The organism is Tardiphaga sp. 866_E4_N1_4, from assembly GCF_052076075.1.
Lineage (GTDB): Bacteria > Pseudomonadota > Alphaproteobacteria > Rhizobiales > Xanthobacteraceae > Tardiphaga > Tardiphaga robiniae.
In genome coordinates, this window is the sequence record NZ_CP197242.1 from 2,427,676 (window position 1) to 2,447,462 (window position 19,787).

Consider the following 19,787-nt stretch of genomic DNA (forward strand, 5'->3'; position numbering starts at 1 on the left):
TTGCAGGATTAGCCGGGCTTCACCTTGCCGGCCTTGCGCTCCAGAAAATCCCTGATGCGATTTTTCGCCTCCTGATCGCTCTGCGCCACCGAGGCCATCAGCGCTTCGAGCATCAGGCCTGTTTGCGGACTGGCTTCGGCGATCAGCGGCAAGGCCTGCAGCACGGCAAAATTTGTCAACGGTGCGTTCTGCGCGACACGCTCGGCAAGCTCTATGGCCTTGGGCAAGGCGCCGCCGGCTTCCGTCAGATACTGCGCGAAGCCGAGCGCCACGCCCTCCTCCGCCTTGTAAACACGGCCGGTGAGCATCATGTCGGCCATCCGGTGCACACCGATCAGGCGCGGCAGACGCATCGAGCCTCCACCACCGACGAAGATACCGCGGCTGCCTTCCGGCAGCGCGTAATAGGCCGAGGGATCGGCAACGCGAATATGCGCGGAGCAAGCCAGTTCAAGGCCGCCGCCGATCACTGCGCCCTGTAGTGCGGCGATCACTGGGACGCGGCAATGCTGGATGATATCGAACACCCGGTGCCACATCCGCGAATGCATCAAGCCGGCTGTCGCGTCGCGCTCGGTGAGTTCGGACAGATCGAGACCCGCGGAAAAATGCCCGCCGATGCCGTGGACGACGACGGCACCGATTTCCTCGGGCAGCGACGCGAAGCAACGCTCGATGTCCAGGATCAGTCCATCGTTCAGCGCGTTGCGCTTGGCAGGACGGTTCAGGCCCACGATCAGCACGCGGCCTTGGGTTTCGATCTGGAGCATGGCAGCGGTAGCGGCGACGGCTTGGTTCATGAGGGCGATTAGGTCCTGGCTAGAATAATTATATCTTATAACGAATAGCGCATGAGTCAATCTTGCGGTGCAATAGGTTGATCTCGTCCTACATAAAGTCAGGTATTCCGGTGCGACAGCGATCCGGTCTCGCCTGATAGACCGGATCGCCTCTATTACCGGGGCTAGCGGATCGCCACCGGGTTGATCATGCTCTGCACACCGCCCTTGAAGCGGGGCTGACCGAGCACAAACAGGAATTCGTAGCCTTTGTCCTTGGCCAGTTCGGACGTATCCATGTTTTCGAGGATGTAAGTCCCGTTCATCGCCAGAAGTATCTGGTGGATTTCAAATACATTGCCGGTTTCGAACGGCAGCACCTCGACGCCCCAGGTATCGGCGCCGACCGCGACGACACCCTTGCTGGTTAGATACTTAGCGCCCTCGGCGCCAAGGCCGGGCTCGCCGGCATTGTAGCGTTTATCGTCCTTGCCGAGCAGGCTGAGCCATCCGGTGTGGAACAGCACGACGTCGCCTTGCCTGATCTCGACGCCCTGCGCCTTGGCGACCTCCTCGATTTCCTTGACATTGAAAGCAGTGCCTTCCTTGACCACATCGGTCTTGTAGTAGGCCGCCATGTCCAGCAGCACGCCACGGGTGACGAGCGGCGGCACCTTGTCGATGCCGAGCTTCTTAAGGCCAGTAGGATCACCAAAGTCTGCAATTTTGTTGCCGTTATAGTAGACGTGATTGACGCCGAGATGGCCGAGCCCGTCCATCTGGCTGCCGACGCCGACCCAGCCGTTGAGCATGTCGTCATTATAGGTCGCCTGATTCGGACCGAGCCCGGGATTGCCGGCCTGACCGGGCTGTACCACGGTGATCTTGAAACCGCGGGGCGGATAGGCCGGCGTGTCCGCGCCCACCGGAATGCCGAGCGCGTAGGTCTTGCCGGTCTTCACCAGTTGCGCGGCCGACTTCACCAGATCGGGCTTCATGTAGTTGGCGGCGCCGATTTCGTCGTTTGGCCCCCATTTGGATTTGGTCCAATCCTGCGCAGATGCAGGCAAAATGACTGCTAATACAGAAATCGAATACCCAAGGACGCAAGCTTTCAGCATGTTGTATCCTCCCGATATACGCCGGCTTTTGCCGGTCAACCGTAGTTAACAACACGAAGTGGGAGAAAGTAAGCACGGCCCGACTGCGCAGGCCTCACAGCACCTGATGCACCGCAAGCTCGACCCGGTCGGGATGCCGTGCGCCGACGCCGATGAACAGATTCTGCATCAGCCAACGATACTTGGGATGCCCTGTCTCGAACCTCGGCACCGAGCGGAAATAGATCAGCGCGGGATCGACCGCCTCGCCCCGAGCGATGCGATCAAGCGCCTCCTTCGGGCCAAAGCGGACGCCTATATTCTCGATATAGATCACAGCCCCCTCGTCGAGCTCGAACGTATATTTCGCTTCCAGCTCAGTGAAGCCATCCGGACGGATAATCTGAAAATCGGCGCCGCCCGAATGGATCGTACCCTTGATGCCCTCGCCCTGCACAGTGCCGCCAAGGACCGGGATGACCCGGCGGATGCCATATCCGAGATCGCCGGCCACGATCGGCGCGCCGACCTTGATCGACAGGCTGAAGACATACTTCGTCGCAAGCTGCGGTGTCGTCATGATGTCATCCAATCATCCGCATCGGCAGCCAGGTGGCAATCAGCGGGAACAGGATCAGCAGCACGAGACGGATCAGGTCGGTAACCACGAATGGCAGCACGCCTTTGAATATCGTCGCCATGCTGACGTCCTTGATCACACTCTTGATGACGAACACGTTCATGCCGACCGGCGGATGAATCAGGCCGAGCTCGACGGTCATGACGATGACGATGCCGAACCAGATCGGATCGAAACCAAGCGCCATGATCACCGGAAACACGATCGGCACGGTGAGGATCACCATGGCCATGGCATCCATCAGGCAGCCCAGCACCAGATACATCAGGAGGATCAGCGCCAGCACGCCGTAGGGGCCGATGCCGAGGCCGGTGAGGAACTCGGTGACGTGCTGCGGGGTCTGGGTAATCGTAAGAAAATAGCCAAAGCACAGCGCGCCGATGAGCACGGTGAACACGGCGGCAGCGGTCCGCGTCGCTTGCAATAGTGACTGCAGGATGCCGTCCTTGTTCAGTTTGCCGCGCAGCACGCCGATGATGAAGGCACCGACCGCGCCGACCGCACCGGCTTCGGTCGGAATGAAGAATCCGCCATAAAGGCCGCCGATCACGAAGACGAATAGTAGCAATGGCGACCAGACGTCGCGGATCGCCGCCGCGCGCTCGCGCCACGAGGCTTTCGGGCCAGCCGGCAAGAAGCCCGGCTTGACCACGCCGATGATCGCAATGGTGATCATGTGCATGACGATAGCGAGCAGGCCCGGCACGATGCCGGCGATGAACAGCTTGCCGATGTCCTGCTGGGTAATGATGCCGTAAACCGCCAATACCGTGGACGGCGGCAGCATCGCGCCGAGCGTGCCGCCCACGGCGATGACGCCTGTGGCGAAGCTCTGCGGATAATTGAAACGGCGCATTTCCGGATAGGCAACGGCGGAGAATGTCGCAGCCGTCGCCACCGACGAGCCGGAGATCGCAGCGAAGCCGCCGCAGGCGGCGATAGTCGCGATGCCCAGCCCACCTTTCCAGTGGCCAACAAAGGTGTTGGCCGCGCGAAACAGTTCGCGGCTGATGCCGGACACCGAGACGAAGGCGCCCATCAGGAGGAACATCGGGATCACGCCGAAGGAATAATCCGTCACCGTACGCATGGTGGTCTGGCCGACCAGCTTGAGCGCCGGCGCAAAACCAGTGAGATAGCCGAAGCCCGTGATGCCCACGAGCCCCATTGCCATACCCACCGGCACGCGCAACAGCATCAATACGAACAGGCTGACAAAGCCGATGACGGCAACCGCTTCGTTACTGAGATCCATGCGATTTACTCTGCCGTCTTGATTTCGGCTTCATGCATCTCTTCCGGATGGAAGATCAGCCTGTAAGTGCGGATCGCGATCAACAGCACCGCCGAAACGTCGCCGATCCATGACAGCAGGAAGAACGGCCAGACCGGCAGTTGCAGATCCATGGTGACGATGTGGCTCGAATAGGTGTCCACAACCTTGTCGAACAGCGTGTAGGTCTGCACGGTCACGACGAACAGCAGCACCAAGGTTGCGAACACGTCGATCCAGCGCTGATACTTTGGCGTGGCATTGGCCCAGACCAGATCGACGGTGATGTGCGAGCCGCGATAGGACGTCGCTGCGATGCCCCAGAAGATCAGCACGCCAAGCATGAACTGGCCGATATTGTAGTAATCGGGGATCGTGACTGCGAAGAATTTGCGCATGAACACCGCGATGAAGGTATTCAGCGCGACGATACCTACGAAGAACGCGGCGATCCACTCGATGGAATCGATAAAGCGATCCATCACGTTCTTGCGGGGCGGATCCGGCGGAATGCCGAGGGCGCTGGATTGGGAGATTTCGGACGTGGCGGTCATCGTCGATGTCACAATGCTCAAGAGGAGAAGCCAGCCTCCGCCCTCTCGATCGTCATGCTCGGGCAGCGCGAAGCGAACTTCACTAGATGACCTGGGCATTCATCTTTGGGGTGGCGAAGGAAAGTGGATGGCCGGGTCAAGCCCGGCCATGACGTGGTGAGAGGTCCGCGCGATCAACGGACTCGGCGGAAAGCTACAGCCCCGCGTCGTGCTTCTTCAGCATCGCCTTGAGGTCGGCGTCGATGGCATCGGCATCGCCGCCGGCCTTCTTCACGGCCGCAGCCCAGGCGGCGTTGAGCGGTTGAACGCCCTTCTTCCACTCGGCGAGCTGCTCGGGCGTCAGCTTGTAGACTTCGTGATCCGGCAGCGCCTTCATCTTGGTGCGGCCATTGGCTTCGAAGTCGACCCAGGGATCGGTGACCTTGGAGGCCCATTCCGGCGTGCAGTGATCGTCGATGATCTTCTTCTGCGCCGCGGACATGGAATTATACTTGGCGAGGTTGATGTTGTAGGTGAACACCGTCGAATAGAGCGGCACGTCGATGTGATACTTCACCACCTTGTCGATGCCGAACAGGAAGATCGAGCCCCACGGGAACGCGATCTCGTCGGCAACGCCGCGTTCGATCGCATCGCGCGATTCCGGCGCCGAGGCCTGCACATTGGTGCCGCCGAACAGCTTGACCATTTCACCGATGGTGCTCTGCGCCGGGCGGACCTTCACGCCGTTGAGGTCTGACGGCACGACGATCTTCTTCTTGCCGTGGATCGATCCGGGATCGTGGATGAAAGCGAAGCACAGCTTCGTGTCCTTCATCTCGGTCTTGGCGTATTTCTGATACCACTCGTTGAGCGCGAGGGTGCCCTTCTTGCCGTCCGAGAACACGAAGGGCAGCTGGCCCGCGGCCACGATGGGGAAACGGCCGGGCTGATAGCCGGGATTCACATAGGTGATATCGGCGATACCATCGCGCGCCATGTCGTAATGGTCGAACGCCTTGCCTAGCTGTTCCGAAGGGAATACCGACATCTTGATGCTGCCGCCCGAGGCCTTCTCGATATCGGCCGCCCAGGCCTGTGTGGCCGGCACCAGCGGATGCGCCGGCGGCACCCACAGCGATACTTTCATATTGACGGTTTTGTCTTGCGCCTGCGCCGGGCTCACTGCAGTCGTCAGACAGCCAGCCGCCAGCAATGCAAAGATTGCCCTTTTCATCGACGTCTCTCCCTCTACGTCCGTTTGGACGTGTTCTCTCGAACCTGTTCACCGGACCTTGAATGGCCCTTTGCGAATATTGTTATATGTTATAATCATCCTTGCAAGCGGTGCGATCGCACGCGTTGCGGAGCCAGTGTCGCGACCCCGCTTGACTTGTCAACTCAGTCGGACGACAGAGCCTATATCAACCGCGGGAGCAAGCGTTGCGAACAAAAGTTGCCATCATTGGAGCTGGTCCGGCTGGAATGTTGCTAGGGCAACTATTGCATGCCTATGGGATTGATAACGTCGTTCTGGAGCGCAAGGATCGGGACTATGTCCTCGCCCGCATCCGCGCCGGCGTGCTCGAACAGGGCACCGTTGGCCTGCTGGAAAAGCTGGGGATTACCGAGCGCCTGCATCACGAAGGCCTGATCCATGACGGGATCGAACTTCTGTTCGGCGGAATTCGCCACCGCCTCGACCTGAAGAAGGCATCCGCCGGTAAGGTGGTTACCGTCTACGGCCAGACTGAAGTCACCCGCGACCTGATGGACGCCCGCGACAAGGCCGGGCTGACCACGGTCTATGACGCCGACAATGTCTCGCTGCATGATTTCGACGGCACAAGCCCCCGCGTCCGCTACGTCAAGGACGGCGTAAGCCACGAGATCGCCTGCGATTTCATCGCCGGCTGTGATGGGTTCCACGGCGTCTCGCGCCAGAGTGTTCCGGCCTCCGCCGTACAGACCTTCGAGCGCGTCTATCCGTTCGGCTGGCTCGGCCTGCTCTCGGATACGCCGCCAGTGTCGCATGAGCTGATCTACACCAATCACCAACGCGGCTTCGCGCTGTGCTCGATGCGCTCGATGACGCGCAGCCGATATTACGTCCAGTGTTCCCTCGACGAAAAAGTCGAGAACTGGACCGACGACATGTTCTGGGACGAGTTGCGCCGTCGCCTCGACACGGAGGCCGCCGAAAGCCTCATCACCGGCCCATCGCTGGAGAAGAGTATCGCGCCGCTGCGTAGTTTTGTCGCGGAACCGATGCGCTTCGGAAGGCTCTTTTTGGCGGGCGACGCCGCCCACATCGTGCCGCCGACCGGCGCCAAGGGGCTCAACCTCGCGGCCTCCGACGTCCATTACCTGTCGATGGCGCTACGCGAATTCTACGATGAGAAATCGTCGAGCGGTCTCGACTTCTATTCAGCGGTCGCGCTGAAGCGGGTCTGGAAAGCCGTGCGCTTCTCGTGGTGGATGACCTCGATGATGCACCGCTTCCCCGACAATGACGGCTTCGGCACCAAGCTGCAGCAGGCCGAGTTGGATTATGTCGTACATTCGGATGTCGCGACAGCGTCGCTGGCGGAAAATTATGTGGGACTGCCGTATTAGGATCGTAGACGCCGCGTTGTTTTAAACGGCCGGATAAAGCCGTTTCAAACTTTGTTGGCCTGTCCTTTGCGCGTGCTTTCGTTTCTATGGCGCAAACAATCCAGATGGATGTGCCATGACCGACACCGCGATCCCCCACGGCTTCGCGCCACACTATCGCAAGAGCCCCCTCACCACGCCATGGGAACCGATCTATTCAAAGGTGACGGAGACCAATGTCATCCTCGGCCTCCGCATTGCTGAAGCGCATACCAACTCGCGCGGCATGGCGCATGGCGGGCTGATCACGGCGCTGGCCGACAATGCGATGGGCCTAAGTTGCGGGCATGTACTCGGCGGCGGCACACGGTTGGTGACTGTTAATCTGTCCGCCGATTTTCTCGGTTCCGCGCAGATCGGGCAATGGCTACAGATTGAAACCGAGGTCATCAAGACCGGCAAGCGTCTCTGCTTTGCGCAGGCACTAATCACGGCAGACGGCGAGCCGTGCGCCCGGGCCAACGGCACATTTAGCGTGGCGCCACCAAAAACGTAGCGATGGCTATCGCTTGCTGAAATCCCACCGGCAGGTTTCGGCGGCTAGATCGATGAAGACGCGCACTTTCGCCGACAGCAAGCGCGATGTCGGATAGACGATGTGGATCGGCACCGCCGGCGGCTCGAACTTCGTCAGCACGCGCTTCAGCCGTCCCGCCGCCAGCCCCTCCGCAGCCTGATAGGCCAGCACGCGAGTCAGGCCGCCACCGTGCTCGGCGTGCCAGATGGCGGCATCGGCGACATCGGTGGTGAAGCGCGGCGTATGCGTGATGCGAACATCCCGGCCATCACGCACGAAGCGCCATTCCGGCGCTGACGCGATCGAACCGAACTGGATCGTGTCGTGCTTTGCGATATCCTCCGGTGCCGTCGGCTGGCCGCGCTGCGCCAGATAATCCGGCGACGCCACCACGATGCGCGACATGGTGCCGAGGTTGCGCGCCACGAGGCTGGAATCGGCGAGATCGCCGATCCGCACCGCCACATCGATGCCGTCCTCGACCAAGCCGACCATGCGATCGGTCAGCCGCAATTCACCCGAGACATCGGGATAGCGCTGCAGATAGGCCGAGATCAGCGGCGTCACATGCAGCCGCCCGAAGCCGACTGGCGCCGAGACGACCAGACGCCCGGTCGGCCTGGCCCGTTCGGCCTGCGCGGAGCCCTCGGCTTCCTCGATATCCGCGAGAATCTGGCGCGCCCGTTGCAGATAGCGCGCGCCGACATCGGTCAGCATCACCGAGCGCGTGGTCCGCTGCAGCAGGCGGGCGCCAAGGCGCTCCTCCAGCGCCGCCACCATGCGGGTGACCGCCGACGCGGAGAGTCCGAGCTTGCGGGCCGCGGGCGCGAACCCCTGCAGGTCCGCCACGGCGACGAAGACGGTCATGGCTTCGATGCGATCCATCGAACCATTTCATATCCCGCAATAATGAAGTGTCAATTCCGATGATTGTTCTTATGCGAGGAAAGAGCCACTTTGGGGCTAGCGGAGACGTATCCCGTTCCGAGCTCCAATCAGGGAGTAAGTCATGTCAGACATCCACACCTATTCCAGCGACATTGCGTTCACGCCGACCGTCAAGGCGATCCAGACCCGCAAGGGGTCGCGTTCCGGCTATGCGCATGTCGAGGAAAACGGCGGCTGGCGCACCGAGATCGACGACAATCTCGCAGCGTTTCTCGCCGAGGCGAACAGCTTCTTTCTGGCTACCGCCAGCGCTGACGGCCAGCCTTATATGCAACATCGCGGCGGACCGAAGGGCTTCGTGAAGATCCTCGACAAGCAGACGCTGGCCTTTGCGGACTATAGCGGCAATCGGCAATACATCACCCAGGGCAATCTCGCCGAGAATCCAAAGGCCAACATCTTCATCATGGATTACGCGCATCGCCGCCGGGTCAAGCTCTGGGGCACCGCGCGGGTGGTCGAGGACGACCCGGCCTTGATGCGATCGCTGATGCCACAAGGTTATCGTGCGAAGCCCGAGCAGGTCATCCTGTTCACGATCGCTGCATGGGATACCAATTGTCCGCAGCATATCCCGCAGAAATTCGATGCCGCCGATGTCGCCGCAGTCTTGGCAGCGCGCGATGCGCGGATTGCGGAGCTGGAAGCCGAGCTAGCGACGCTGAAGGACTCAGCGTCGCCGCATTGAGGGCAGTAGAGCGTCACGCCGCGACGCTGCACTGCCAGACGTGTTCGGGATAATACTCTGCCATCATCCGATCCACGTAGGTGACGAGGTTGCCGTAGCGGTGCAACTGACGCTGCAGGGGTGACGGAAACAACGGCGACATGATCCCGGCCAGAACGCCGAATGCGGTCGCATCGACACCCGCCGGGCGGTTGCTCATCAGGTGAGACTTCCCGGCCAGCAGCACCGACAGAGCCATCAGCGAACGATCCGCGAGTTGCAGCGCCTCATCGGCAGGATGCCGGCCGAGGCCATTCGCCAGATGGTTCTGAATGACGGATTTGCGCGCGGATGCACGGATCTCGTCGCGCTGCGCTTCGGGAATGCCGTCGAAGAAATGCGACGGTCCCTTGGCGAAATTATCGGCATCGACCCAGCGCACGCCGACCAGCGACCAATAGAGGTGATGCTCGATCATCCGCTCGATCGCCCAGGCCTGAGCGCGCTGGGCGAGATCGAGACCCCTATCGAAATCGACGTCATATTTGCGTTCGATATAGGCGCGGATAAAGGTGGAGTCGGCAATGCACTCAGCGCCGTCATCGATATAGGGCATCTGCCCTTTCGGCGAATCCTGCGGCCGTGCCGGTTGCTTCTCATAGGGCAAGCCGGCCATCTTGAGCTGGACTTCCGTCTTGGTAACGAAAGGGCTGATTTCCGGCAGGCCAAAGCCTGCACCTGCGCCGTGAAGGACAATCATGTGGTTTCTCCAAGTGATAAGGACAAGAGACTAGCAGTCGCTGCTGCCACCGTGGTGTCAGCAGCCGTCACGCCGGATGACGCCGGCGACCCAAGCGCGCGCCTGGACCGCCGCGGTGGAGACCATGCGCCAGCCGAGCCCGATCAGGGCCCAGCGGAGGTCTCCCGACAGGGCGAGAATGGCGCGTTCCAGCAGCCATGCCCGGATGCGCCAGAGCCGGTCATCGTGCGAAAAGACGGCGAGGCTATCGAAAGCGGTCATTGCAGAATCCTTCGTTCGTTTGAACCTGGACCCTGTATGACTGCCCCCTGCTGCCAACATGCTGTCAGCATCGACATCTGCCAACAAAGATAGAGGGACGACCATGAGACGCGCCGACCGCCTGTTTCAGATCATCCAGGTGCTTCGGCGCACGCGGAAGCCGCTGACGGCGGATGCCATTGCAGCCGAACTGGAAACGTCCAAGCGGACGATCTATCGCGACATCGCGACACTGATGGCGCAACGCGTCCCGATCCGCGGCGAAGCCGGCATGGGGTATATCCTCGAACGCGGCTTCGACATGCCGCCGCTGATGCTGACACCCGACGAGATCGAAGCCGCCGTGCTCGGCGCGCAATGGGTGATGGGGCACGCCGATCCGGCATTGGCCAAGGCCGCACAGGATCTCATTGCGAAGATCGCGGACACCGTGCCCGAGCGCTTGCGCCCCTTCGTGCTGGAACCCGCGAGCCGCGCGCGGCCGGATTTCCGCGGCACCGCCGACAGTATGGATATGGTGCAGATGCGCGCGCATATTCATGCGGGCAAAAAGGTCCGGCTGCTTTACCGGGACGAAGCCGGTCGCGATAGCGAGCGCATCGTCTGGCCGATCGCGGTGGGTTATCTGGAAGCGGTGCGGCTGCTGGCGGCCTGGTGCGAGCTTCGCAAGGATTTCCGCAGTTTTCGAACCGACCGAGCGATCGAGGCACATTTCCTCGATGAGAAGTATCCGGAACGGCGCGAGACGCTGCGCAGCAAATGGCGCAAGACGCTGAGCTGGGAGCGGCCACAGGATACCTGAAACAGCCAAGCCTGCATCTGCACGGCTGGTGAAACCCGCCCGATCGCGATAAACCGCGGCATGACAAGCAACGCAGCCACGATCAGCGAAGCCAGCCCATGCCAGGCCTGTGGTGCGTGCTGTTCGTATTCCAGCAACTGGCCGCGCTTCACCATCGAGGACGATGCCGATCTCGATCTGATCCCGGCCAAATATGTCAATGATCGGGAATCGGGAATGCGCTGCGACGGAGACCGCTGCAGCGCATTGAACGGAAAGGTTGGAGAGGCCACAGCCTGTGGGATTTACGCCGTCAGACCGGACGTGTGCCGGACCTGCATGCCCGGCGATCCCGAATGTGCCATGGCGCGACGCCGGCACGGGCTGCCGGTGCTGGCAGCCGCAGAGTAGTTGATGTCAGCTACGCCGTGACGGTGTAAGCGAGTTCCTTGTCGTCCAGTTCGTCGTCGAGATCATCATCCATCGGCGCCAGCGTCGAGAGCGGCTTGGTCGACAGCGTGATGGCCTTGCGGTTGTGATAGGCCGACACCGAAGGACGCGCCACAGCGGTGTCGTGCGACAGCGCGTAAAGCGTGGAACCAACGCGGCCACCGAATTCGATCAGTTCGCGCTCGCTGCAACTCGATGCGATCGAGATTGCCAAAGCGTGGAGATGACTGCGGCGATAGCAAAACAGAGCCAACATCGCGCGGACATCGGATGAAACGCTGGCCACGAGATGGGGCAGGCCATTTTCATTTGCACGATACATTGCACCGAGCAGATCTTCCTCGACGGGGCAAAAATCGTTCTCAAAAGCTTGACGGCTGGACCGCATGGGGTTTCTCCTCGTTAATGAGGATGCGGTTGAATTTCCTAACGCAGGGTTAACCAACAGCCTTAATGGCCGCGTGCGACTCTTGAGTAACAGTTTGAAATGTGGCAGCCGTGCCCTGCTACCGCCACATTGGAACTCGATGCGTTCAAACGCGCATCAGCTGTTGGCGACGATGAAGATGGCCAGGAAGAAGTCGGTCAGGTGATGCAGCGCCTGATCGATGCCGATCAGCCACCAGAACCAGCGATGGCCCTGCGTCACACCGAAATGCGATACGCAGATGCCCTTGAGCCGATCGATGGTGATGTGGATTGCGAAGTCGACCAGTCCCAGGAACCAGAGCTTGGGTTGTACAACGGCAATGAACAGCGTCGTCAGTACGCCATGGATCGCGCAATGCGCCAGCAGCGGCAGCGCCCATCCGGTCCGTTGATCCTTGCCTATCGCCATCCAGGCGTTTTGCAGCAGGAAATCAGCGATCACGTGCTTGACGGTGAGGACGAGCATCCACCCGACGAGCCCGCCCAGAGCAATCGACGACGACATTGCAGGAAACAACAAGCTGACGTCCCTCTCACCGGTCACGACAGGCTGGCCCGCTTAGCCGGCCCGATCACTCGCCCTATTTATGACACTCCGAAACCGGGAATGCACGCCGCGGAACCGAAAACCCACCGCTTCCTGCAGAGCCAGCCTGGACGGGAAAACACTGCGCACGCTCCACTTTCTCGCTAGTTCAGAACGGCATGCGCCCGGAGCTCGCCGATCGCCTTGCGTAATTGGTCACCTTTCGGATCGCGCGGCACCGCACGGGCACGCGTGATCGCATCCGCCAGGTCGGTGATAACCAGCGTCCCATCGAAAGCCGGCTTGGCTAGTCCGTCGATGATCTGATGCCAGGCGGCCATGCCCTGCCGATAGCCCGTGCCGTAACCTTCGATCATGGTTGCCGTCTGCACGATGGCCATTGCCGCGTCCGGCTGCTTGGTCAGTGCCCGATCAATCATGTGCAGCCAGCGTTCGACCCAGACGCGCTCGGTTTCATAACGCGTCGACAACAGGCGCCAACGTCGCAGCCAGGATTCGAACTCAAGGCGCTTGATGCCCCAGATGCTCGCCTTGCTGAAACGGATCGGCACCGTGCGATGCGCACAATAGATGCGCTCGAGCGCCCACATCAGGGGATCGCCGACGATCTCCGGCAATGCCGACACCAACTCGTCGAGGCGAAAACGCCGCCTGTCGACGACGGGCGGCCGGCCGGGCATCACGGGTTCCTGCAGCTTGAGCTGCGCGATGCGGATCGGATCGTGATAGCTCATGCGCATCGTGAGCAGCCGCGCAATCTCGCTAAACAGTTCGTCGCTGACGTTGCGCCGTCCGACAAAGCGACGCAGCCGGTCGCTGTAGAGCTGCGCGTAGACTGCGCTCTGATAGTTGATCAACAGGGCCACGCCATCTTCCGCCACAGGACGCACCGCAGCCGGCAGCCCCACCGGCAAAACCGGCGCTGCAGGTTCGCTCCTGTTCGCCAGCTCGGCGAGCGTGGAGCGGATGACGTTGATGAAACCTGCCACGGGACGTCCTGATGCTTATGCGTGCTGCGGCGCCATGGGCAATGCGGGCGCGTCCTGCTTCATCAGACGCGCTTCCAGCTTGTCGATATTCTCGAACAATCGCGCGCTGGCGAGACGCAGGAAGAAGAAACCGAATTCCGGATTCTGCACGTAGAGCTCTTCGACCTGGCTGTAGCTGACGCTGAGCACCATGCCGGGCTCGATACATTCCAGCGTCTGGGTGCGTTCGTTCAAGGGCGACAGCATGCCGAGTTCACCGACAATGGCGCCGACCGGCAATTCGATCCCGGATTCGACGAGACGATAACGGCCACTGACGATGTAGAACATGTCTTCGGCCTTCTCGTCCTTGTAAAACAACACCTCACCGGCCTTACAGGGACGCTTGGTCATGAACGGCTTCAGCCATTCCATCGACAGGTCCGAGTTCACCGACTTTTTCACATCCTGGACCAATTGCAGCATCTGGCGCAGGCGGTAGATGTTGAGCGGCAGCAGTACCGCATGCAATGCCATGGTCGGATAGTTGTGGGTCGGGATCGAGATCGCGATTAGCAGGACATTGGCCATGATGCCAAACACCCGCAGCGGAATCATCGTCCGCATCGTGGCGGTCGCGACCACGAAGATCGTGGCGGCGGCGCTGCCAAAGTGATGGAGATAGGACATATCCATGGGAGCAAACCGGGTTTCCAGGAACGGCCGCACCGTCCTCCGCGACTATGAAGCGCGAATGACCGGGCCTTTGCAGCCGCAATATAGCCCATCTGGTTAAAATAGCCCGTGTTGCGACCCGCAAAAATCACGGAGTCGTGCGCAGATTGACGCGATCCGCCGGTGCGGGCACCGTCGCTCCCATCCCAAAGGAGAACAACATGTCGGAAACGACGGAAACGGCATCTGACCAGTCCTCGCCCCCCATTCTGACCATCGACGGCCCCCGCGCCACCATCCGCCTGAACCGCCCCCAGAAGCTGAACCGGCTGTCCCAGCTCGACCTGGACACCTTGGTACAGCTGTTCGATCGCGTAGAGGCGAATCGCGCCGTCCGGGTGCTAGTGCTCACCGGCACCGGCCGCGCTTTCAGCGCCGGCTTCGATCTCAATGCGATCTCCGAACGGGCTGCCAGCGCGCCCAAGCCCGTGGCCGAAGGTTCGTCCGGATCGGCCTTTGAGGCCGTGGCAAACCGGCTGGAGGACCTGGCGCTCCCGACGATCTGCCGGCTCAATGGCGGCGTCTATGGCGGCTCCACCGACATGGCACTGGCCTGCGACTTCCGCATCGGCGTCGACACCTGCGAGATGTTCATGCCGGCCGCCCGGCTCGGGCTGCATTATTACAAGGGCGGCATCAAACGCTATGTGAGCCGGCTCGGGGTCGACAACGCCAAGCGATTGTTTCTCACCGCGCAGAAGCTGGAAGCCAGCGAACTGCTGCGGATCGGCTACCTCACCGCCATGGTGCCGACCGAGGCGCTGGACGAGGAAGTCGACAAGCTCGCCATGATTCTGGCCGGCAACGCCCCGATCGCCATGCGCGGCATGAAGCAGGCGATCAACGAATTCGCCCGCGGTGAACTGGACGAGGCTGCCGCCGATCAGCGCGCGCGGGACAGCATGCGGGGCGATGAGATCAAGGAAGGCACGAAGGCGTTCGCGGAGAAACGGGCACCGCGGTTTTAAACGTTAAGCCCGTGGCACTTTTCTTCCCCTCTCCCCTTGCGGGAGAGGGTGCCTGAGCGAAGCGACGGCGGGAGGGGTAGCCAGCTCGGAGCTCGTGGCAGCCCCTCTCCCGTCTCGACCGCTTCGCGTTCGATCCACCCTCTCCCACGGCGCGCAGCTTCGCTACGCTGGGGGAGAGGGAAGTGAGCAGAGTCACTCCACAAACGTCGCCACATCGCCTAACTGCGCGCGGTTCGTTCGGTAGCTGTTGACCTTGTGCTCGCGGTCCGGATAGCCGAACGAAATGCCGCAAACGACGCGGCGGTCGTCGCTCATGCCGAAATGCTGGCGCACCACGGCCGAGTGAAACGCCAGCGCCGCCTGCGGCACGGTCGCGAGGCCGAGCGCCTGCGCAGCCAGCATGAAATTGTTTACATAGCCGCCGCAGTCCACTGCGCCATAGACCCCGAGCGCTTCATCCGACGTGATGATCGCCACATGTGGCGCGCCGAAGAAGTTGAAGTTCTGCAACGCCTGCTCGGCATAGGCCGTCTTGTCGCCGCGCGCGATACCCAGTGTGTTGTAAAGCTGGAAGCCGCTTTCGCGACGGCGGTCCAGATAGACCCCGCGATATTCGCGCGGAAACGGGAAGTCGCCCGAATTCGGCGTGCCCGCGGCCGCGACAGGATAGAGCACGTCGCGAAACTTCTTGGTGGCTTCACCCGACGTGATCGTGACCTGCCACGGCTGGCTGTTGCACCACGACGCGGTCTTCTGCGCGGCATTGAGAATGCGGTCGATGATAGCGCGCGGCACCTGCTCGGTCTTGTAGGCCCGGCAGGAGTAACGGCCGGCGAGAAGGGTTTCGAGAGTGGAGATGGCGTCAGTCATGGAAACATCCTGGCTCGGTCCCTCATGGTGAGGAGGCGCCAATTGGCGCCGTCTCGAACCATGAGCTGGCTTGGCTCTTGAGTTTGTTGCCATCCTTCGAGACGCGTGCCAAGTGGCACGCTCCTCAGGATGAGGGCAGAGATATCACCGTCCCTTGGTCGGGACCTTGTTGAACGGTACGTCCTTGTCGACGCGGATATCACCGGGCAGACCCAGCACGCGCTCGGCGATGATATTGCGCAGGATCTCGTCGGTGCCGCCGGCGATACGCATCGATGGCGAGCCCAAGATCGTCGCCTGGAATTCGCCGGCTGCTTCCGCATCGGCGCCGACCAGCGCGCCGGAAGCGCCCTGCAGGTCGGCCGCGAACATCGCGATGTCCTGCATCATCATGCCGGAGACCAGCTTGCCGATGGAGTTCTCCGGACCCGGACGCTCGCCCTTCGACAGCGCCGAGATCGAGCGGTAGCTGGTGTATTTCAGGCCGGAATTCTTCACCGCCCAGCTTGCGAGCTTGGAGCGCACATTGGGATCGTCGATGGCGAGGCCGTCTTCCAGCATCAGGTTGCTGCAATACTCGAACAGCTCCGGGAAACCCGTGGCGACGCGGGAGCCGATCGACATGCGCTCATTCATCAGCGTGGTCAGCGACACGTTCCAGCCGTCACCGACGGCGCCGAGCCGCTGGCTATCCGGGATCCTTACATTGGTGAAGAACACCTCGTTGAATTCCTGCATGCCATTGGCCTGCTTGATCGGCTTTACCTCGACGCCCTCACTCTTCATGTCGAGGAAGAACATGGTGAGGCCCTTGTGCTTGGGCACATTCGGGTCAGTGCGGGTGATCAGGATGCCATAATCAGAGTAATGCGCGCCGGAGGTCCAGATCTTCTGGCCGTTGACGATCCAGTCGTCACCATCCTTCTCCGCGCGGGTACGAAGGCCAGCGACGTCGGAACCACCGGCGGGCTCGGAGAACAGCTGACACCAGACTTTCTCGCCGGAGGCCAGCGGCGGCAGATATTTGCGCTTCTGGTCTTCGGAGGCGTAGGCCATCACGGTCGGGCCGCACATGCCCTGCCCGATGGCGAAGGGCCGCGCGAGCTTGTCATAGACGCCCTCTTCCTGCTGCCAGATTACGCGCTCGATCGGCGTCGAGCCGCGGCCGCCATATTCCTTCGGCCAATGCAGACAGGCCCAGCCGGCATCGGCCTTCTTCTTCTGCCACGCCTTGGCGACATCGAGCATCGCGTCGCGCTTCTCGCTGGCGCGCTTCGCCGATGGCTTGGTCAGCTCAGCTTCCAGCTCCTTCGGTGCGTTCGCATCGATCCACTTGCGCGCGACGGCGCGGAATTCGGCTTCCTGCGGCGTGTCATCGAAATTCATGGCAGTCGTCCTTAATGAGAAAAGAAAGCGTAGGATGGGTAGAGCCCTTGCGAAACCCATCGATGGGCTTGCGCGGACATTGATGGGTTTCGCTGCGCTCTACCCATCCTACAGGCTGACTTATCGTCCCTTGGTCGGGATCTTGTTGAATGGCACGTCCTTGTCGACGCGAATGTCGCCGGGGAGACCCAGCACGCGCTCGGCGATGATGTTGCGCAGGATCTCGTCAGTGCCGCCTTCGACGCGCGTGGCGGGCGAGCGCAGCAGCATCGCCTGGAACTTGCCGGCGACCTCCGCATCCTCCGGCCCGTTGAGCACGCCGGCCGCACCCTGCAGATCGAGCGCATAGGTCGCGACATCCTGCAGCATGGCACCCGCAACGAGCTTGCCGATGGAGTTTTCCGGACCCGGACGTTCGCCGCGCGACAGCGCCGAGATAGCGCGGAAGCTGGTGTAGCGAAGTCCGCTGGCGCGCACCGCCCAGCTGGCGAGCTTGGAGCGCACCGCGGGATCGTCGATGGCCGGACCGTCATCGAGCATCAGGCCGTTGCAGAACTCGAACAGTTCCGGGAATCCGGTGGCAACATTGGCGCCGATCGCCATGCGCTCGTTCATCAGCGTGGTCAGCGACACGTTCCAGCCATCGCCGACCGCGCCGAGCCGCTGCGCATCGGGAATCCGTACGTCGGTGAAATACACCTCGTTGAACTCGGCCTGCCCGTTGGCCTGCTTGATCGGCTTCACCTCGACGCCCGGGCTCTTCATGTCCAGGAAGAACATGGTGAGGCCCTTGTGCTTCGGCACAGTCGGGTCGGTGCGGGTGATCAGAATGCCATAATCCGAGTAATGCGCGCCGGAAGTCCAGATCTTCTGGCCGTTGATGACCCAGTCGTCACCGTCCTTTTCCGCGCGGGTGCGGAGACCTGCGACGTCGGATCCGCCGGCGGGTTCAGAGAACAACTGGCACCAGATCTTCTCGCCGGACGCCAGCGGCGGCAGATACTGCCGCTTATGCTCCTCGGCGGCGTAGGCCATCATGGTCGGGCCGCACATGCCGTGGCCGATGATGAAGAGCGCGCCGAGCTTGCCGAACACGCCCTCTTCCTGCTGCCAGATCACCCGCTCGATGGGCGATGCGCCGCGACCGCCATAGTCCTTCGGCCAGTGCGGTACGGCCCAGCCGGCATCGGCCTTCTTCTTCTGCCAGGCTTTCGCGACTTCCAGAATATTCGCACTCTTGAGCTGAATGCGGCCAAGCGCAGCCTTCTTCAGTTCGTCTTCATATTGCTTGGGCGCATGGGCCGCGATCCAGGCTTTCGCCTCGGCGCGGAACGCGGCCTCCTGCGGGGTGTCATCAAAATTCATCGCGATTGGTCCTTACGCCGCGTTCTTCTGGCGCATGCGCTCGATCAACTGGTCTTCCCAATAGGACAGCGAGCCGAGCCCAACCGCCACCGCGTTGGAGCGGCGGTAGTAGAGGTGGCAGTCGAACTCCCAGGTGAAGCCCATGCCGCCATGAACCTGGATGTTGTTCTTCGAGCAGTGCTGGAATGCCTGCGTCGCGCTGATGCGTGCTGCAGCGGCGGCTTCCGGCAGTTCGGACGCGTTGGTCGAGAGCGCCCAGGCGCCGTAATAGCAATTCGAGCGCGCCAGCGTCGCCGAGACATACATGTCGGCGAGCATGTGCTTGACCGCTTGGAACGAACCGATCTGGCGACCGAAGGCGATACGATCCAGCGCGTAGTCGCGGCCCATTTCCAGCGCACGGTCGGAACCGCCGACCTGTTCGAAGCCGATCAGCACGGCGGCACGATCGAGCACCTGCGAGAGAATGCTCCAGCCTTCGTTGGCAACGCCGAGCGGCTCGGCCTTGACGTTCTTGAAGGTAATCTCGGCCTGATTGCGCGACGGATCGATGGAGGTCAGCGCCTTCACCTCGACGCCTTCGCTGGTGAGATCAACCAGAAACAGCGCGATATCGCTGTCGCGGCCGGTGGAGCCGGTGCGCGCGGCGACGATGGCGAAATCTGCGATGGCACCATCGGCCACCGGCTTCTTGGTGCCATTGAGCACGCCATTCGCGGCGGTGAGCTTGATCGCCTTTGGCGACGGATTGCCCGAGCCTTCGAACAGCGCCAGCGTGCCGATGGCATTGCCCTGTGCAATCGCCGGCAGCCACTTCTGCTTCTGCGCATCGGAGCCGGCGAGCAACAGCGCTTCAGCGGCGAGATAAACCGTAGACGAGAATGGCACCGGCGCCAGCGCGCGGCCCATTTCCTCGGCGATCACGCAGAGTTCGAGATGACCGGCACCCGAACCGCCAAACGCTTCCGGGATGGCGACGCCGAGGAAGCCCATGTCAGCCAGGCCCTTCCAGAGCTCACGATCATAGGGCGCCTTGCCGTCGATCACGGCGCGCACGGCTTTCGGCGGGCACTTCTCGGTGAGAAAACGCCGGGCCTCATCGCGGAGCTGCTTCTGGTCGTCGGAGAAATCGAAGTTCATGGCGGTGTACTCTGT

The 19,787-nt window shown here is 61.6% G+C and carries 23 protein-coding genes; 6 read left to right on the forward strand and 17 right to left on the reverse strand.

Translation table 11 applies throughout. The features are described 5' to 3' along the window. Positions 1–8: 8 nt before the first annotated feature. The 6 genes from AB8B20_RS11910 to AB8B20_RS11935 form a co-directional block, all read right to left on the reverse strand. Positions 9–800: a crotonase/enoyl-CoA hydratase family protein gene (locus AB8B20_RS11910; RefSeq protein ID WP_120291800.1), complete on the reverse strand. Its 792-nt coding sequence runs from the start codon at positions 798–800 to the stop codon at positions 9–11. A 164-nt stretch (positions 801–964) separates the two neighbouring features. Next, positions 965–1,900 (reverse strand): cyclase family protein, encoded by a 936-nt coding sequence (locus AB8B20_RS11915; RefSeq protein ID WP_439072717.1) that lies wholly within the window; start codon positions 1,898–1,900, stop codon positions 965–967. A gap of 94 nt (positions 1,901–1,994) precedes the next feature. Continuing rightward, the gene (locus AB8B20_RS11920; protein WP_439072718.1) at positions 1,995–2,459 is read right to left on the reverse strand and encodes a DUF3237 domain-containing protein; all 465 of its coding nucleotides are present in this window, start codon (positions 2,457–2,459) and stop codon (positions 1,995–1,997) included. A 4-nt stretch (positions 2,460–2,463) separates the two neighbouring features. After that, positions 2,464–3,774, reverse strand: coding sequence for a TRAP transporter large permease (locus AB8B20_RS11925; protein ID WP_439072719.1), 1,311 nt, complete (start codon positions 3,772–3,774; stop codon positions 2,464–2,466). 5 nt (positions 3,775–3,779) lie between these two features. Next, positions 3,780–4,274: a TRAP transporter small permease gene (locus AB8B20_RS11930; RefSeq protein WP_439073065.1), complete on the reverse strand. Its 495-nt coding sequence runs from the start codon at positions 4,272–4,274 to the stop codon at positions 3,780–3,782. A 265-nt stretch (positions 4,275–4,539) separates the two neighbouring features. Continuing rightward, on the reverse strand, positions 4,540–5,562 hold the full coding sequence (locus AB8B20_RS11935) for a TRAP transporter substrate-binding protein (protein WP_320445237.1): 1,023 nt from the start codon (positions 5,560–5,562) through the stop codon (positions 4,540–4,542). Between the two features lie 206 nt (positions 5,563–5,768). Between AB8B20_RS11935 and pobA the strand changes: the two genes are divergently transcribed. Continuing rightward, the gene (gene pobA / locus AB8B20_RS11940; protein ID WP_439072720.1) at positions 5,769–6,941 is read left to right on the forward strand and encodes a 4-hydroxybenzoate 3-monooxygenase; all 1,173 of its coding nucleotides are present in this window, start codon (positions 5,769–5,771) and stop codon (positions 6,939–6,941) included. Positions 6,942–7,056: 115 nt separating this feature from the next. Beyond that, positions 7,057–7,476, forward strand: a complete 420-nt coding sequence (locus AB8B20_RS11945) for a PaaI family thioesterase (protein WP_439072721.1) — start codon at positions 7,057–7,059, stop codon at positions 7,474–7,476. A gap of 6 nt (positions 7,477–7,482) precedes the next feature. Here AB8B20_RS11945 and AB8B20_RS11950 read toward each other — a convergent pair whose 3' ends face one another. Further along, entirely contained in the window at positions 7,483–8,382 is a 900-nt protein-coding gene (locus tag AB8B20_RS11950; RefSeq protein ID WP_439072722.1) for a LysR family transcriptional regulator, read from the reverse strand. 124 nt (positions 8,383–8,506) lie between these two features. On the opposite strand from AB8B20_RS11950, the gene AB8B20_RS11955 reads away from it, so the two are divergent. Next, positions 8,507–9,133: a pyridoxamine 5'-phosphate oxidase family protein gene (locus tag AB8B20_RS11955; protein ID WP_439072723.1), complete on the forward strand. Its 627-nt coding sequence runs from the start codon at positions 8,507–8,509 to the stop codon at positions 9,131–9,133. A gap of 13 nt (positions 9,134–9,146) precedes the next feature. Here the strand turns inward: AB8B20_RS11955 and AB8B20_RS11960 are convergent, their stop codons facing one another. Further along, entirely contained in the window at positions 9,147–9,872 is a 726-nt protein-coding gene (locus AB8B20_RS11960; protein ID WP_093756850.1) for a glutathione S-transferase family protein, read from the reverse strand. 57 nt (positions 9,873–9,929) lie between these two features. Continuing rightward, the gene (locus AB8B20_RS11965) at positions 9,930–10,133 is read right to left on the reverse strand and encodes a hypothetical protein (RefSeq protein ID WP_093756851.1); all 204 of its coding nucleotides are present in this window, start codon (positions 10,131–10,133) and stop codon (positions 9,930–9,932) included. Positions 10,134–10,236: 103 nt separating this feature from the next. Between AB8B20_RS11965 and AB8B20_RS11970 the strand changes: the two genes are divergently transcribed. Continuing rightward, complete coding sequence (locus tag AB8B20_RS11970) at positions 10,237–10,935, forward strand: helix-turn-helix transcriptional regulator (RefSeq protein WP_439072724.1); 699 nt, start codon at positions 10,237–10,239, stop codon at positions 10,933–10,935. Between the two features lie 60 nt (positions 10,936–10,995). Next, positions 10,996–11,325: a YkgJ family cysteine cluster protein gene (locus AB8B20_RS11975; RefSeq protein ID WP_439072725.1), complete on the forward strand. Its 330-nt coding sequence runs from the start codon at positions 10,996–10,998 to the stop codon at positions 11,323–11,325. Positions 11,326–11,335: 10 nt separating this feature from the next. On the opposite strand, the gene AB8B20_RS11980 is transcribed toward AB8B20_RS11975, so the two are convergent. The 4 genes from AB8B20_RS11980 to AB8B20_RS11995 form a co-directional block, all read right to left on the reverse strand. Then, positions 11,336–11,752, reverse strand: coding sequence for a hypothetical protein (locus AB8B20_RS11980; protein WP_089265465.1), 417 nt, complete (start codon positions 11,750–11,752; stop codon positions 11,336–11,338). A 156-nt stretch (positions 11,753–11,908) separates the two neighbouring features. Next, complete coding sequence (locus AB8B20_RS11985; protein WP_068735395.1) at positions 11,909–12,313, reverse strand: DUF3307 domain-containing protein; 405 nt, start codon at positions 12,311–12,313, stop codon at positions 11,909–11,911. A 170-nt stretch (positions 12,314–12,483) separates the two neighbouring features. After that, positions 12,484–13,329 carry a DUF6537 domain-containing protein gene (locus AB8B20_RS11990; protein ID WP_093756853.1) on the reverse strand — a complete coding sequence of 282 codons (846 nt, stop codon included), beginning with the start codon at positions 13,327–13,329 and terminating at the stop codon, positions 12,484–12,486. Between the two features lie 15 nt (positions 13,330–13,344). Next, on the reverse strand, positions 13,345–14,004 hold the full coding sequence (locus AB8B20_RS11995; RefSeq protein WP_089265467.1) for a Crp/Fnr family transcriptional regulator: 660 nt from the start codon (positions 14,002–14,004) through the stop codon (positions 13,345–13,347). 200 nt (positions 14,005–14,204) lie between these two features. On the opposite strand from AB8B20_RS11995, the gene AB8B20_RS12000 reads away from it, so the two are divergent. Beyond that, entirely contained in the window at positions 14,205–15,011 is an 807-nt protein-coding gene (locus tag AB8B20_RS12000; protein ID WP_175368266.1) for an enoyl-CoA hydratase/isomerase family protein, read from the forward strand. Positions 15,012–15,203: 192 nt separating this feature from the next. On the opposite strand, the gene AB8B20_RS12005 is transcribed toward AB8B20_RS12000, so the two are convergent. From AB8B20_RS12005 to AB8B20_RS12020, 4 genes are all read right to left on the reverse strand, one after another. Then, positions 15,204–15,881 (reverse strand): nitroreductase, encoded by a 678-nt coding sequence (locus AB8B20_RS12005; protein ID WP_120291820.1) that lies wholly within the window; start codon positions 15,879–15,881, stop codon positions 15,204–15,206. 144 nt (positions 15,882–16,025) lie between these two features. Then, on the reverse strand, positions 16,026–17,267 hold the full coding sequence (locus AB8B20_RS12010) for an acyl-CoA dehydrogenase (protein ID WP_149531693.1): 1,242 nt from the start codon (positions 17,265–17,267) through the stop codon (positions 16,026–16,028). A 120-nt stretch (positions 17,268–17,387) separates the two neighbouring features. Next, on the reverse strand, positions 17,388–18,632 hold the full coding sequence (locus tag AB8B20_RS12015) for an acyl-CoA dehydrogenase (protein ID WP_439072726.1): 1,245 nt from the start codon (positions 18,630–18,632) through the stop codon (positions 17,388–17,390). A gap of 12 nt (positions 18,633–18,644) precedes the next feature. Continuing rightward, positions 18,645–19,772 (reverse strand): acyl-CoA dehydrogenase family protein, encoded by a 1,128-nt coding sequence (locus AB8B20_RS12020; RefSeq protein ID WP_089265471.1) that lies wholly within the window; start codon positions 19,770–19,772, stop codon positions 18,645–18,647. Positions 19,773–19,787: the final 15 nt, after the last annotated feature.